The following is a 14919-nucleotide window of genomic DNA, read 5'->3' as shown; positions in this document are numbered from 1 at the left end:
GGCGGCGCGTTCGGCGCAGGGGTGGCGCTCGCACAGGCGGCAGGCCGGGCCGATGGGCGTGACCTCGGGCTTCTGCAGGTCCAGGCCGCGCGCGTAGATCAGGCGGTGAGCGTGGCGAAGCTCGCAGCCTAGGCCGATGGCCAGGTCGTGCCCCTCGGTGAAGGCGTCCTGGCCCTGACGGTCGACGGTGCGGGCCAGGGTGAACCAGCGCGATCCGTCGGGCGTCTCGATGATCTGGGTGACGATGCGGCCCGGCGTGCGGAAGGCCGAGTGCAGCCGCCAGCGGGGACAGGCCCCGCCGAAACGCGAGAAGGGAAAGGCGCCCGACGCATAGCGCTTGGACACATTGCCAGCCTGGTCCACCCGCATCAGGAAGAAGGGCACGCCCCGCGCCGTCGGCCGCGACAGGGTGGTCAGCCGGTGCGCGACCTGTTCGAAGCCGACGCCGAAGCGAGCCTGAAGCCGGGCCAGATCATAGCCGGTCTCCTCCGCCGTGCGCTGGAAGGCGGCGTAGGGCATCAGCACGGCGGCGGCCAGGGTGTTGGCCAGCGAGGCCTTCAGCAGGTTGCGCGTCGGGGCGTCGGGGGCGTTTGCGGCCTCGGTCAGGGCCTGAAGCTCAGGCCCGTGCTCCATTAGCGCCAGTTGATTGGCGACGGCGAAGGCGCGCGAGGACGGCCCGAGCGTGTCGGACAGCAGAAGGCGGCCCCGATGCGGATCGAAGCGGCGGGTCCATTCGACCATGACCTCGGCGGGCAGGGTGCGGACGGTCAGGCCGTGGCGGGCGAACAGGCGCGCGCGGGCCAGCGCCTCGAAGCCTTCGTCTGGGGCGGGGGCTTCGGCGCGCAGGGCGTCGTGCAGGGCCTCGCCGAGCGCATCGAGGTCGGGGAAGTGGTTGTGACGGGACTGGACGTATTCGCGCACCCATTCCGAAGGACTGTCGGTCGGGGTCGCGCCGCCGCCCGCCTCGATCTCGGCCCGGTCGCGTACGCGGCGGTCGCTGAAGGCGCGATAGAGGCGCAGCACGGCGTCGGCGGCGGCGGGCTGATCCTCGGCCAGCTGCATGATCTCGTGGCGCGGCACGGCCAGACCCTGGAACAGGGGATCGGCGAAGACCTCGGCCAGTTCCGCCTCTGACGCCGGTCCGCCGGACTGGCCGAGGTTGCGAAGGTCGACGTCATAGGTTTCGGCCAGGCGCAGCAGCAGCTGGGCCGAGACGGGCCGCTGGTTGCGCTCGATATGGTTCAGATAGGAGGGCGAGACGCCCAGGTCCGCCGCCATCGCCGTCTGGGACAGGTCAAGGTCGCGCCGCAGCCGCTTGAGGCGGCCGCCCAGGAACAGCTTGCGATCAGCGGCGGCGTTCATGGCGCGATGATGTCACATCATGACTTCATGGCAAGTGTCATGATGTGACTGTTTGACTTGAATGATGCGGCTGTCGCTGTGTCAATCATGACGGCGGCGTGTTCAGGTCTTCGGGACGGCGGCCCATTCTTCCTTCTTAAGGCCGCGCCTTATCGAGACCGAGACGAACATGACGACCTTCGCCGATCTGGTTCCTTCGCCTGCCGGCCGTTTCGACGGCATCGAGCGCCCCTATACGCCGCAGGATGTTCTGCGTCTGCGCGGCTCGGTGCCGGTCACCCATACGCTGGCCGAGCGCGGCGCCAACCGTCTGTGGGAGCTGCTGCACTCGGAGGCCTACATCAACGCCCTGGGCGCCGTGACCGGGAACCAGGCGATGCAGATGGTCCGTGCGGGCCTGAAGGCCATCTATCTGTCGGGCTGGCAGGTCGCCGCCGACGCCAACACGGCCAGCGCCATGTATCCGGATCAGTCGCTGTATCCGGCCAACGCCGCGCCGGAACTGTGCCGCCGCATCAACCGCACCCTGCAGCGCGCCGACCAGATCGAACACGCCGAGGGCGGCGCCAAGCGCGACTGGTTCGCCCCCATCGTCGCCGACGCCGAAGCCGGTTTCGGCGGCCCGCTGAACAGCTTCGAGATCATGAAGGCCTTCATCGAGGCGGGTGCCGCCGGCGTCCACTTCGAGGACCAGCTGGCGTCTGAGAAAAAGTGCGGCCACCTGGGCGGCAAGGTGCTGATCCCGACCCAGGCGCATGAGCGCAACCTGATCGCGGCGCGTCTTGCGGCCGACGTCTGCGGCACGCCGACCCTGACGGTGGCGCGCACCGACGCCGAGTCGGCTCAACTGATCACCTCGGACATCGACGAGCGGGACCACCCCTTCATCGACCGCGAAAACCGCACGCCCGAGGGCTTCTATCGTCTGAAGCCGGGCACGGGTCTGGATCACTGCATCGCGCGCGGCCTGTCCTACGCCAAATACGCCGACCTGCTGTGGTGGGAGACCTCGCACCCCGATCTGGACGACGCCAGGAAGTTCGCCGAGGCGGTCCAGAAGAAATATCCGGGCAAGCTGATGGCCTACAACTGCTCGCCCTCGTTCAACTGGGAAGCCAAGCTGGACAAGGACACCATCGCCAAGTTCCAGCGCGAGCTGGGGGCCATGGGCTACAAGTTCCAGTTCGTGACGCTGGCGGGCTTCCACAGCCTGAACAACGGGATGTTCGAGCTGGCCTCGGGCTATCGCGATCGCGGCATGGCGGCCTATTCCGAGCTGCAACAGCGCGAGTTCGCCAATGAGGCCGCCGGCTACACCGCCACGCGCCACCAGCGCGAGGTCGGCACCGGCTACTTCGATGATGTCGCCACGGTCATCTCCTCGGGCCAGTCCTCGACCACGGCCCTGAAGGACTCGACCGAGACGGCCCAGTTCCACGCCGCCTGAGTTCCACGCCTCACAGGAAAGGAAACGACATGGAGCCCATGACCCGTCCGCAAGCCGTCATCGACTTCTGCCTGGCGCCGCTGGCGCTGGACGGATCGACCGAGGCCGAGCGCGAGGTGCGCCGCCGCCTGGAGCACGTCCTCAAGACCTTCGAAGCCAAGGCGGTCCGTCCGCTGAGCGTGGATTTCTCGACCATGCCCAGCCAGGTCATCAACGAGGCGGCGCACGGCTACGAGTGAGCCGGCTCGATATTGGAAGAAAGAGACCTCAGGCCGCGGCTTCCGCGGCCTGAGGCGTCTGTGCGGTCAGGTCGGCGACCATGGCCAGCAGGTCTTCTACGCTGAAGGGCTTGGCCATATGGCGGTCGGCGCCGGCGGCCAGGGCCTCGTCCAGATGTTGGGGCAGGGCGTTGGCGGTCAGCATGACGACGGGAACGTGCGGCAGGCCCAGGACGGACTCGTGCAGCCGGATTTCGCGAACGGCGGTCAGACCGTCCATGACCGGCATCTGCATGTCCATCAGCACCAGGTCGAAGGTCTGGGCGCGGTAGGCTTCGACGGCCTGGGCCCCGTTCTCGACCGAGACGAGGTTGAAGACGGCGCTGTCCAGGATCAGCTCGACGACGCGGCGATTGGTCGGGTGATCGTCGGCGGCCAGGATGCGCAGGCGGCGCGGCGCCTGGTCGACCACGGCCGCGACGGCTGTGTCGGCGTCCTGCCGGTCGGGTCGAAGCGGGACGGGCGGCGCCTGAGCCGGCTTGAGCGGCAGGCTGAGAATGAAGGCGGCGCCCGCGCCCGGCTCGCTTTCGCAGCCCAGGTCGCCGCCCATCATGGCCGCCAGTTCGCGGCAGATCGCCAGGCCCAGGCCAGAGCCGCCGTAATGGCGGGTGATGTCGCCGTCGGCCTGTTCAAAGCGGTTGAACAGCCGGGCCTGCGTCTGGGCGTCAAAGCCGATCCCGGTGTCCTGGACGACGAAACGCAAGGTCTGGGGCGCTTCGGCCGGGACGGCGTCGACGGTCAGGCTGACGAAGCCCGAGGCGGTGAACTTAACGGCGTTGGAGACCAGGTTGGTCAGAACCTGCTTCAGGCGGACGGCGTCGCCATAGATCCAACGCTGCGCCTCAGGCGCGACCTCGACAATGAACTGCAGGCCCTTGTCGCGCGCGGCGGCGGCGTAGAGGAGAGCGGCTTCCTCCACCGTCCGGGCGAGGTCGAGCGGTTCCTCCTTCAGCTCCAGTCGCCCGGATTCGACGCGCGCCAGATCCAGTATGTCGCTGAGCAGGGTCTGGAGGGTGCGGCTGGAGGACTGGATCAGCTCAAGCATTTCCTGCTGATGCTGTGACAGTTTCGTGCGGGTCAGAGCCTGGGCCACCCCGATGACGCCGTTCAGGGGCGTGCGGATCTCATGGCTCATATTGGCCAGGAAGCGGCTCTTGGCGCGATTGGCGGCGTTTGCCGCATCGCGCGCTTCGGCCAGGGCGGCCGCGTCTCGTTTCAGGTCGCTGATGTCCGAGCAGACCGTGACCGCGCCGCCGCCGACGGTCGGGCGATCCTGAACCCGCAGCCAACGGTCGGCGACCTTGATCTCGCGCGGGGCGGTGGCGATGCGGCGGCAGGCCAGCCGCTCTTCGATCCAGGCGTCCTCTCGGCCCACGATGTCGGGATAGACGCCGCTTCTGATCCCGGCCTCCAATATTTCCCGGAAGGAGACGCCGGGCCTGAGCACGCCTTGCAGGTGAGGGGCGATCTCGCTGTAGCGCTGGTTCCACAGGATCAGCCGGTCATCGGCGTCATAGACGCTGACGCCGTCGGGCATGGCGTGGACGGCTTCCAGCAATTGACCCAGAACGCTGCGCCGCGACCACCAGATCATGCCGGTGAAGAAGGCCGCCACGACGACAGTCAACGTCACGCCCAGGCCGATCCACAGGGCGACGACGACGGCGCTCGCCGCGTCGCTGGGCAGGATCACGCCGGGGGCCGGCGTCAGGCTCACGGCGGTCATGGCGATGAAGTGCAGCCAGGCGACGCCGCTGGCGGTCAGGGCGGTCGCCGCGGCCAACTGCTTCCAGCGGCCGAGGGGCGGCAGGAAGACGACCGTGCTGAACAGGACCAGCCCGCCCGCGACGGCCAGAATGACGCGCGGCGCATTCCACGTCAGCACCGCGCCGGACAGGCGCATGGCGTCCATGCCGACGAAGTGCATGGCCGCGACGCCGGTTGTGACGGCGATTGCGGCGACCAGCCCCCATCGACGCCGCAGCTTCGCATCCGCCGGGCCGATCAGGTGCAACTGCATCCCGATCCAGAAGGCGGCCGCCACGATCACCAGCGACAGGAAGGTCTGCAGGGCGTCGTAGCGGACCTCGACGCCCACGTCGTAAGCCAGCATGGCGATGAAATGGGTGGTCCATACGCCCAATCCGCCGACCAGGGGCGCGGACAGGGTGTAGGCGCGGCGTGCTCGGGGCGACAGGCGTCGCGCACGCTCGGACAGCAACAAGGCGATGCCGAGGCTGAAAACACAGGCCAGGATGGCGAAAGCGGCGATTCGCCAGTCGTGGCGTTCAACCAGACAGCTCAGAACACCGTCCAACATGATGCGCCCTCAGCCCCTAAACCGTTCCGCCGTAAATCCGTGAAGAAACCAAGCTACACATCCCGTGCGTCGAACCGGCCGACTCAGCGGGCTGCCGACGGACCAGTCTAGGTCGAGCTGCTGAAGAATGAGATAACGTCGGTCGAAATGCCTTACGATCACTCTCCGTCTCCCGTTGCGCCTACAGCGTCGTCCCGTTTGTGGACGGCCGGCGCCAGCGGGGGCGTGGCCATCCTGGTGATGGCGGTTCTGGCCGTGATGAAGCCGGAATTGGCCGGATGGCTGGCGGCGGGGGCCGTCGCGGTCGCGCTGGCGACCTGGCTGGTGAACCGCAATCCGCCGCCGGCCGCCGATGAGATGGAATTCGAGCCGCGCGGGGTCGATCTGGGACCGGACGCGGCCCTGTTGGGCGATGTGTTCGAGGCGCTGGACGACCCGCTGCTGATCATCAGCGGAGGCGAGGCGGACGACATCGCCGGCCGCCGCATCGCCCTGGCCAATGCGGCGGCGCGCGAGCTGTTCAAGCTGAACGGGACGGGCGGCGGGCTGCTGGTCTCGGTCCTGCGCGAGCCGCGCGTGCTGGAGGCGGTGGACGAGGCCCTGTTCGGCGGCGTCGGAGCTGAAGTCGACTATGTCGGCGGCGGCGTTCAGGAACGGCATTGGCGCGCCTTCATCCGACCTCTGCCCGCACGCGAGGATTCGGCCTGGGGCGGCGGGATGCTGGCGCTGCTGGCCCTGCGCGACGAGACGGACGTGCGCCGCATGGAGAAGATGCGCGTCGACTTCCTGGCCAACGCCAGCCATGAGCTGCGCACGCCGCTGGCGTCGCTGTCGGGCTTCATCGAGACGCTGAAGGGCCACGCCAAGGACGACCCCAAGGCGCGCGACAAATTCCTCGACATCATGGCGGTTCAGGCCGACCGGATGCGGCGGCTGGTGGCCGATCTGCTGTCGCTGAGCCGGATTGAGCTGAATGAACACATCGCGCCCCTGGGGCGGGTCAATCTGGCGCGGGCGACGGCCGATGTGGTCGATGCGGTCAGCGTCCTCTCGCGCGAGCGTCAGGTGACGATCCATGCGGAGCTGCCGCACGGCGGCGCGGCCGTGACCGGCGACCGGGACGAGATCGCCCAGGTGGTGCAGAACCTGATCGACAACGCCCTGAAATATTCCAGCGCGGGCGGGACCATCGAGGTCGGCATCGAGATCGACCGCACCCTGGACGAGGCCATGGCGGCGCGAATGCCCGAGGGCAACCGCCTGTCGCTGGCGACCCCGGACCGCGAGACGGGCCAGCGCTACGCCGTCGTCACCGTGCGCGACCACGGGCCGGGCATGGCGCGCGAGCACCTGCCGCGCCTGACGGAGCGATTCTATCGCGTCGAGGGCCAGAAGAGCGGCGATCGGCAGGGCACGGGCCTGGGCCTGGCCATCGTGCGCCACATCATCATCCGTCACCGGGGCGGCCTGTCAGTGGACAGCGCGCCGGGGCATGGAGCGATCTTCGCGGCCTGTTTCCCGCTGGCTCCTGCATCCGAGGCGTGAGGTCCGTATTCGGAGCGATCGTCATGCAGCTGCGACATTGCGGCTGGGCGTCGTAACAGAACTGTCATCCAGTCGTCTTAATCCGCTGACGTATCGCAGGCAGTTTCCCGGCCGAAACGCACCGAACCCGGCGCGTTGCTGATTCCTGCGCTGATCGGACCGGATGATCTGGATTTTCCTGCTGCTGCTGATCGCCTTCGCCGTCCTGGCCTATGTGGCCGGGCGGGCCTTGGCCGTTCGTCGGAGCCAGGGTGCGAAGTCGCATTCGCGTCCTGGCCAACACGGGCTTTACGCCCTGATCTGGGTCGGTGTTCCGGCCCTGGCGATGCTGATCGCCGCCTCGATCTTCTCCACGCCCATCGAGCAGCAGATGATGCGGGCGGGCGCGCCTGACAGCGTCACCCAGCTGGAGCCGTTCCGCCGCGAAGCCTTCTTCGCCGACGCCCGTCTGGTCGGGGCGGGGCAGGAGGCGCGCCAGATCTGGCCTGCGCCCTACGCCGAGGAGCTGCCGGCCGAGGGTCGCCGCGCCCACCGCATCGCCGCGGCCCTGAACTGGGGCGGGGGCGTCGCCGCCCTGATCGCCGCCGTGCTGGGCGGCCTGTTCGTCTTCACCCGCATTCGCCCGGACCTGCGCGCGCGCAACAAGGTCGAGGGCTGGATCACCGGCGTCCTGTTCGCCTGTTCGGCGGTGGCGGTGCTGACCACGGTCGGCATCATCTTCTCGCTGGTGATCGATTCCTTGCGCTTCTTCAGCATGGTGCCGATCACCGAGTTCCTGTTCAGCACCAAGTGGAGCCCGCAGATCGCCATCCGCGCCGATCAGGTCGGGTCGTCGGGCGCCTTCGGGGCCGTGCCGCTGTTCGCGGGCACCTTCCTAATCATGGCCATCGCCATGGCGGTGGCGGCGCCGATCGGCCTGTTCTCGGCGGTCTATCTGTCGGAGTATTCGGGCAAGAAGACCCGCGCCCTGGTCAAGCCCGCGCTGGAGGTTCTGGCCGGGGTGCCGACCGTGGTCTACGGCTTCTTCGCCGCCCTGACCGTTGGGCCGGCTCTGCGCGTCTTCTTCAACGGCATCGGTGAGATGCTGATCGGCGGGCCGTTCAACGATTTGGGCCTCTACCTGTCGCTGGTGCAGAACCAGATGGCTCTGGTCGCAGGCGCGGTCATGGGGATCATGCTGATCCCCTTCGTCAGCTCCCTGTCGGACGACATCTTGAACGCGGTGCCGCAGTCGCTGCGCGACGGCTCCTATGCCATGGGCGCCACCAAGTCCGAGACTATCAAGAAGGTGTTGCTGCCCGCCGCCCTGCCGGGCGTGGCCGGGGCCCTGCTGCTGGCCGTGTCGCGCGCCATCGGCGAGACCATGATCGTGACCATGGCCGCCGGTCTGGCCGCCAAGCTGACCCTGAACCCGCTGGAGACGGTCACGACCGTCACCGTCCAGATCGTCACCCTGCTGACCGGCGACCAGGAGTTCAACAGCCCCAAGACCCTGGCCGCCTTCGGCCTGGGGCTGACCCTGTTCGTGGTCACGCTGATGCTGAACATCGTCGCCATGCGCATCGTGCAAGCCTATCGGGAACAGTATGACTGACGCCGCCTCTCCCTCGACCGGCGTCAGCCCGCGCACCCAGCGTCTGAAAAGCCGCCTGCGCGCCCGCTATGCGCGTGAGACCCGCTTCCGCTGGTACGGCCGCGCGGCCATCGGCGTGGCTCTGGCCTTCCTGGTGATCCTGCTGGGCAGCATTGTCACCCAGGGCTACACCGCCTTCTACGCCCATACCGTGACCCTGCCGGTCTACATGGACCCGGCGCGGATCGACCGTTCCTATCCGCAAGGCGCCAATTTCGAGCAGATCGTCGCCGAGCAGCAGATCCGCCGTCTGGGAATCCAGGACGACGAACAGGGAACCAAGGCCTCGACCATGAAGGCCCTGCTGTCCTCGGAGCTGAAGTTCCAGGCCGCCAAGATGATCGCGCGCCAGCCCAGCCTGCTGGGCCAGACCGTGCCGGTCGCCGCGCCGCTGTCGGACGACGCCGAGATGTATCTGAAGGGCAAAATCACCCGCGATCAGCCCGAGGACCAGCGCCGCGTCACCAATGAGCAGATGGACTGGCTGGACCGGATGAAGGCCTCGGGCGCGGTGCGCGCCCACTTCAACGCGGCCCTGTTCACCAAGGGCGACTCGACCCAACCGGAGCTGGCGGGCCTGCTGGGCGCCGTGGTCGGTTCGGCCCTGATGCTGATGGTGACGGCCCTGATCGCCATTCCGGTCGGCGTCGGCGCCGCCGTCTGGCTGGAGGAATACTCCCCGCGCAACCGCATCACGGCGATCATCGAGGTCAACATCAACAACCTGGCCGCCGTGCCGTCCATCGTCTACGGCCTGCTGGGTCTGGCGCTGTTCATCAACTTCATGCACCTGCCGCGCGCCAGTCCGCTGGTCGGGGGTCTGGTGCTGGCGCTGATGGCCCTGCCGACCATCATCATCGCCACCCGCTCGTCGCTGAAGGCGGTGCCGCCGTCGATCCGCGAGGCGGCCCTGGCCATGGGCGCCAGCCGCACCCAGACGGTGTTCGGCCACGTCCTGCCGCTGGCCATGCCCGGCGTGATGACCGGCGCCATCATCTCCATGGCCCATGCGCTGGGCGAGACGGCGCCGCTGCTGCTGATCGGCATGATCAGCTTCGTGCCGGGCGTGCCGCACGCCATCGACGAGCCCGTCGGCGCCCTGCCGTCGCTGATCTACATCTGGGAGAATGCGTCCGAGCGCGCCTTCCACGAACGGACGGCGGCCGCCATCCTTGTCCTTCTCGCCTTCATGATCGTCATGAACGCCGCCGCAGTCCTGCTGCGCCGTCGCTTCGAACGCCGGTGGTAAATCTTATGAAGTCCCGCACCTTCCGCGCTCCCGACGGCTCGTCGACCGGCGCCGCCCCCTCTGAAGCCGCCACCCTGTCGACCGCCCCGGCCGTCGGCGCCCACGCCTCGGCCCCGCTGGGCCCGATCAAGATCGCCGCGCGCGACGTCTGCGTCTTCTATGGCGAGAAGCAGGCCCTGTTCGACGTCTCGCTGGAGATTCCGGACAAGACGGTGACGGCGCTGATCGGCCCGTCGGGTTGCGGCAAGTCCACCTTCCTGCGGACGATGAACCGCATGAACGACACCATCCCCGGCACCCGCGTGACCGGCCGGATCGACATGGACGGCGCGGACATCAACGACAGGAAGATCGACCCGGTGCTGTTGCGCGCCCAGGTCGGCATGGTGTTCCAGAAGCCGAACCCCTTCCCCAAGTCGATCTATGAGAACGTGGCCTATGGGCCCAAGATTCACGGCCTGGCCTCGACCAAGGGCGAGATGGACGAGATCGTTCAGAAGTCGCTGAAGCGCGCCGGTCTGTGGGACGAGGTCGCCGACCGCCTGCACTCGCCGGGCACCGGCCTGTCGGGCGGTCAGCAGCAGCGTCTGGTCATCGCCCGCGCCATCGCGGTCGAACCCGAAGTCATCCTGATGGACGAACCCTGCTCGGCGCTGGACCCGATCGCCACGGCCAAGATCGAGGAACTGATCGACGAACTGCGCGAGCGTTACTGCATCGTCATCGTCACCCACTCGATGGCTCAGGCGGCCCGCGTGTCGCAGCGCACGGCCTTCTTCCACATGGGCAAGCTGGTCGAGACCGGCGACACCGAAGAAATCTTCACCAACCCGCGCGAAAAGCGCACGCTCGATTACATCACCGGCCGCTTCGGCTGAGGACGCGACGATGAACCAGCATACGGTCAAGGCTTACGGCGACGAGCTGAACCAGTTGACGGCCGAGGTGGTCCGCATGGGCGGCCTGGCCGAGGCCCAGGTGGCGGACGCCATCGAATCCGTCGCCCGCCGCGACGTGGCTCTGGCCAAGGCGGTGGTCGAGCGCGACAACCGCCTGGACGCCCTGCATCGCGACATTGAGAAGAAGGCGATCCGCCTGATCGCCCTGCGCCAGCCGGTCGCCAGCGACCTGCGCCGGACGCTGGGAGCCATGAAGCTGGCCTCGGACCTGGAGCGGACCGGCGACCTGGCCAAGAACATCGCCAAGCGGGCGCTGATCCTGGCCGAGGCCGAGCCGATGCAGCCCCTGACCCGCTCGATCGAGCGGATGGGACGGCTGGTGTCGAACCGCCTGCGCGACGTGCTGGACGCCTATACGGCCTCTGAGATCGAGCGCGCCCTGTCGGTCTGGCAGACCGACGACGAGGTGGACGAGCACTACAACGCCCTGTTCCGCGAACTGCTCACCTATATGATGGGCGACCCGCGCACGATCACGGCCTGCACCCACCTGCTGTTCATGGCCAAGAACCTGGAGCGGATCGGCGACCACGCGACCAATATCGCCGAGACGGTCCACTATGAGATCACGGGCGAGGACATGCTGGGCGAGCGGCCGAAGGCCGTGCCCGGTCCCGGCGAAGAGCCGACGCCGACCCCGCACCTGTCCGCGTCTCCCGACGCGGCGGACGACTGATCCCCCCTACATCGCTGACGACTTCGACGAACCGGAGAGGCTGACGTGCAACCCTATATCCTGGTGATGGAAGACGAGGACGCCCTGGCCACCCTGCTCCAGTACAATCTGGAGAAGGAAGGCTATGACGTGGCCGTCGCCGCCGACGGCGAGGAGGGGATGCTGCAGATCGACGAGCGCACCCCCGACCTGATCCTGCTGGACTGGATGCTGCCCAAGCTATCGGGCATCGAGGTGTGTCGTCGCGTGCGCGGCCGGGCCGAGACCCGCAACCTGCCGATCATCATGCTGACCGCGCGCGGCGAAGAGACGGACCGCGTGCGCGGCCTGGACACCGGCGCCGACGACTACATGACCAAGCCCTTCTCGATGACGGAGCTGACCGCGCGCATCCGCGCCGTGCTGCGCCGCATCCGTCCGGGCCTGGCCGACGACCGGGTCAATCATGCCGACATCATCATGGACCGCGTCGCCCACCGCGTCAGCCGCGCGGGCCGCGAAGTTCATCTGGGGCCGACGGAGTTCCGCCTGCTGGACCACTTCCTCAAGCATCCGGGCCGGGTGTTCAGCCGCGAGCAGCTGCTGGACGCGGTCTGGGGCTCGGACGTCTATGTCGAGGCCCGCACGGTGGACGTCCACGTCGGCCGCCTGCGCAAGGCGCTGAACGTCGAAGGCACGGTCAACCCGATCCGCACCGTGCGCTCGGCGGGCTATTCGCTGGATTTGAATAACTAGGCGGCGCCTCCTGCGGCGCGGGCCACGTCGCTCCACACCGCTCTACGACGCGCCACGGCGTCCCATCCCTGCCGTCATCCTCGGGCTTGACCCGAGGATCCAGCCGTCCGCCTGCACGGCGTTGAACGGGTGAGCGCGCCGTCGCCCTGGATCCTCGGGTCAAGCCCGAGGATGACGGCGTGTAGAGGCGGGAAACGGCGCGTATGGGGGCAAAGCCCGGGCGTGTGGGGGCGGGGAGCAGGAGCTTAACTTTTCTTCATCTGCATCTGCTGGCCCATGCCGCCGCCTCTGAACGACGACGTCGCATCGGGGGAGGGAAGAGCCATGCCGGACGCCATTATCGCCATGTCAGGCTGGGTCGGCGCGGTTGCGTTGGCGAGCGGGGCGGCGGCCGTGCTGTCGCGCGGCAAGGTGCGCTGGGGCTGGCTGGCCGCAGCTCTGCTGCTGATGGCAGTCTATGACGCCGTGCTGACGCGCGGCTATGGCCATATCCCGCTGGATTTCGGACCCTCGCGCTGGAACTGGGAGGGCAAGACGCTGGCCGTGCTGCTGTCCCTGGCGGTCGCCAGTCTGCCCATCGTGGGGTGGCGGCGCAGCGGCCTGACCCTGCATCAGGACCGGCAGGGGCTGAAGGGGGCGTTGATCCTGTCGGGCCTGCTGGTCCTGCTGTTTCTTGGGCTGGCGATCGCGATGCCGGGCGAGGGGTTCGACGCCGACAGCCTGACCTTCCAACTGACCATGCCGGGGCTGGACGAGGAGATCTTCTATCGCGGCGTGCTGCTGCTGATGCTGAACGAGGCGTTCGGGCGGCCGGTCCACGTGCTGGGCGCGCCAATGGGCTGGGGCGCGGCGCTGACGGCGCTGGCGTTCGGCCTGACCCACGCCCTGGGCTATCAGGACGGCGGCTTCACCTTCGACTGGGCGCCGATGGCGACGACGGGGCTGGCGGGCCTGTTGCTGGTCTGGCTGCGTGAGAAGACCGGCAGCGTGCTGCTGCCGGTCCTGCTGCACAACTACGGCAACGCCGTCTTCATGCTGGTCTGAGGGATCAGGCCTCGGCCGTTTCCAGCTCGGCCGGGTCGATCTCATAGTTGGTCGAGCAATACTCGCACGTCACGCGGATCTTGCCGTCGTCCTCGACCATTTCTGCGCGTTCCTCGGCCGGGAAGGACTGCAGTACGGTGGCGATGCGGTCCTTCGAGCAGCGGCAGACGGCGGCCAGGGCCTTGGCGCCTTCCAGCCGCACGCCGTCCTCGTGGAACAGACGGTACAGCAGGGTCTCGGCGCTGATGGTCGGATCGATCAGCTCGTCGTCGCCCAGGGTGGCGAACAGGGCGCGGGTGCGCTCCCACACTTCCTCGGTCGAGCCGCGCGACTCGTCGCCGGCGATGACCTGGATCATCGCCCCGCCCGCGCGCCAGGCGCGGCCCGCGTCGGTTTCGACCTCGCCGACGGCCAGGCGAACCTTGGTCGGCACCTGTTCGGATTGGGTGAAGTAGTGTTCGGCGCACAGCGACAGGCTCTCGCCCTCGATGGGGGTCACGCCCTGGGTGCGTTCGAAGTCGGCGCCGCGGTCCACCGTCATGATGAAGACGCCGCCGCCCAGCAGGGTCTTGGCCCCCGGACGGGCGAAGCCTTCAGACGCCTTGGCCACTTCTTCCGGGTCGAACCGGCAGAAGCCGCGCAGATGGCCGTCCGTGCCGTAGTCGGCCACGACATAGCGCACCGGCCCGTCGCCCTGGGCCTGAACGATCAGGCGGCCGTCGAACTTCAACGCCGAACCGACGATGGCGGCCAGGACGCAGGCTTCGCCCAGCAGGGCGGCGACCGGCTCGGGATAGGCGTGGGCCGAAAGGATCTTGTCGACCGCCTCGCCCAGGCGGACCAGACGGCCGCGCACCGGCCAGCCTTCGATCTGGAAGGCGGCGGCGAAGTCGTCCGTCGGGGCGGCGATGGGGGCGTCGGGCGCGTGATCGGTCACGGCGTGAAATCCTGAAAACTGTCGGAAGCGGCGCAACATAGGGAGCCGCGGGCGGCTTGGTAAGGGGAGGGCGTGTCGCCTGCGTCACGACCGCGCGCGGCGGCGACAAGCTTGACCGGATGAAGGGAACCCTTTGTGCTGAAGCTCGCTCCCTTAGATGAAACCGTTTCCTTCCCGAGAGGTCTGACATGATGGATCGTGAGTTCAACGTCGTGGACGAAGTCCGCAAGCATCCCGGAATCACGGCGGGGGTGGTGGCTGTGCTGGCGGGCGTGGGTCTGGCGACCATCCTGCTGAGCCAACGCACCGGCCCGACGCGTTATGAGCGGATCAAGACCCGCATCGACCCGCGCGGCTGGTTCGACGCCGAGGCCCTGCGTCATCGCTTTGACGACATCGCGCGCGGCGTGCGCGACGGCGCGGACGACCTGACCCACCGTGCGGCCGATCTGGGCGGTTACGCCCAGGATCGCGCGGGCCGCTTCGGCGCCGAGGCGCGGGATCGGGCTGACGACTGGTACCGCCGCACCAGGAAGAAATCGCGCCGTCCGATGCGCCGCTACACCAAGCAGGCGCGCCGCTATGTCGAGGACGCCGGCGACTTCGCCCGCGATCACGCCAAGGAAGGCGGCGCCCTTCTGGCTGTGGCCACCATCGCCGCCGCCATCGGCGCGGCGGCGTTGGAAAGCCGTCGTCGCGCCGGAAACGGCGGCCGCTAAGCCGGTTTTTCGCCG

At 68.2% G+C, this 14919-nt stretch carries 13 protein-coding genes; 10 read left to right on the top strand and 3 right to left on the bottom strand.

The features are described from left to right. Nucleotides 1-1362, bottom strand: a 1362-nt coding sequence (locus B3D50_RS06760; protein WP_286950327.1) for a helix-turn-helix domain-containing protein, incomplete at its 3' end; no start/stop codon positions are given. Between the two features lie 169 nt (nt 1363-1531). Between B3D50_RS06760 and aceA the strand changes: the two genes are divergently transcribed. Further along, a complete protein-coding gene (gene aceA, locus B3D50_RS06755) occupies nt 1532-2809 on the top strand; it encodes an isocitrate lyase (RefSeq protein ID WP_286950326.1) in 1278 nt (425 codons plus the stop codon). A gap of 29 nt (nt 2810-2838) precedes the next feature. Next, a complete protein-coding gene (locus B3D50_RS06750; RefSeq protein ID WP_286950324.1) occupies nt 2839-3048 on the top strand; it encodes a hypothetical protein in 210 nt (69 codons plus the stop codon). A gap of 28 nt (nt 3049-3076) precedes the next feature. Here the strand turns inward: B3D50_RS06750 and B3D50_RS06745 are convergent, their stop codons facing one another. Then, nucleotides 3077-5407 (bottom strand): ATP-binding protein, encoded by a 2331-nt coding sequence (locus B3D50_RS06745; RefSeq protein WP_286950322.1) that lies wholly within the window; start codon nt 5405-5407, stop codon nt 3077-3079. A gap of 147 nt (nt 5408-5554) precedes the next feature. On the opposite strand from B3D50_RS06745, the gene B3D50_RS06740 reads away from it, so the two are divergent. From B3D50_RS06740 to B3D50_RS06710, 7 genes are all read left to right on the top strand, one after another. Beyond that, entirely contained in the window at nt 5555-6952 is a 1398-nt protein-coding gene (locus tag B3D50_RS06740; RefSeq protein WP_409516089.1) for a sensor histidine kinase, read from the top strand. A 163-nt stretch (nt 6953-7115) separates the two neighbouring features. Beyond that, a complete protein-coding gene (gene pstC / locus B3D50_RS06735; protein WP_286950320.1) occupies nt 7116-8546 on the top strand; it encodes a phosphate ABC transporter permease subunit PstC in 1431 nt (476 codons plus the stop codon). Continuing rightward, nucleotides 8539-9834 carry a phosphate ABC transporter permease PstA gene (gene pstA / locus B3D50_RS06730; RefSeq protein WP_286950318.1) on the top strand — a complete coding sequence of 432 codons (1296 nt, stop codon included), beginning with the start codon at nt 8539-8541 and terminating at the stop codon, nt 9832-9834. The genes pstC and pstA overlap by 8 nt, the downstream gene beginning before the upstream one ends. Nucleotides 9835-9839: 5 nt before the next feature. Continuing rightward, nucleotides 9840-10712, top strand: a complete 873-nt coding sequence (pstB, locus tag B3D50_RS06725; protein ID WP_286950316.1) for a phosphate ABC transporter ATP-binding protein PstB — start codon at nt 9840-9842, stop codon at nt 10710-10712. Between the two features lie 10 nt (nt 10713-10722). After that, complete coding sequence (gene phoU / locus B3D50_RS06720) at nt 10723-11469, top strand: phosphate signaling complex protein PhoU (RefSeq protein ID WP_003165712.1); 747 nt, start codon at nt 10723-10725, stop codon at nt 11467-11469. Between the two features lie 45 nt (nt 11470-11514). Beyond that, nucleotides 11515-12204, top strand: a complete 690-nt coding sequence (gene phoB / locus B3D50_RS06715; RefSeq protein ID WP_003165711.1) for a phosphate regulon transcriptional regulator PhoB — start codon at nt 11515-11517, stop codon at nt 12202-12204. Between the two features lie 324 nt (nt 12205-12528). Continuing rightward, nucleotides 12529-13248: a CPBP family intramembrane glutamic endopeptidase, BDIM_20840 family gene (locus B3D50_RS06710; protein WP_286950312.1), complete on the top strand. Its 720-nt coding sequence runs from the start codon at nt 12529-12531 to the stop codon at nt 13246-13248. Nucleotides 13249-13252: 4 nt separating this feature from the next. Here B3D50_RS06710 and B3D50_RS06705 read toward each other — a convergent pair whose 3' ends face one another. Next, nucleotides 13253-14185, bottom strand: a complete 933-nt coding sequence (locus tag B3D50_RS06705) for an Hsp33 family molecular chaperone (RefSeq protein ID WP_286950311.1) — start codon at nt 14183-14185, stop codon at nt 13253-13255. Nucleotides 14186-14373: 188 nt separating this feature from the next. Here B3D50_RS06705 and B3D50_RS06700 point away from each other — a divergent pair, with 188 nt between their 5' ends. Then, nucleotides 14374-14904, top strand: coding sequence for a hypothetical protein (locus B3D50_RS06700; RefSeq protein ID WP_052748047.1), 531 nt, complete (start codon nt 14374-14376; stop codon nt 14902-14904). The last annotated feature ends 15 nt before the right edge of the window (nt 14905-14919 follow it).

The organism is Brevundimonas sp. UBA7507 (genome assembly GCF_002478355.1).
Classification (GTDB): Bacteria; Pseudomonadota; Alphaproteobacteria; order Caulobacterales; family Caulobacteraceae; genus Brevundimonas; species Brevundimonas diminuta_D.
The sequence above is the reverse complement of the archived record's forward strand: the minus strand, read 5'-3'. Positions and strand labels throughout refer to the sequence as shown.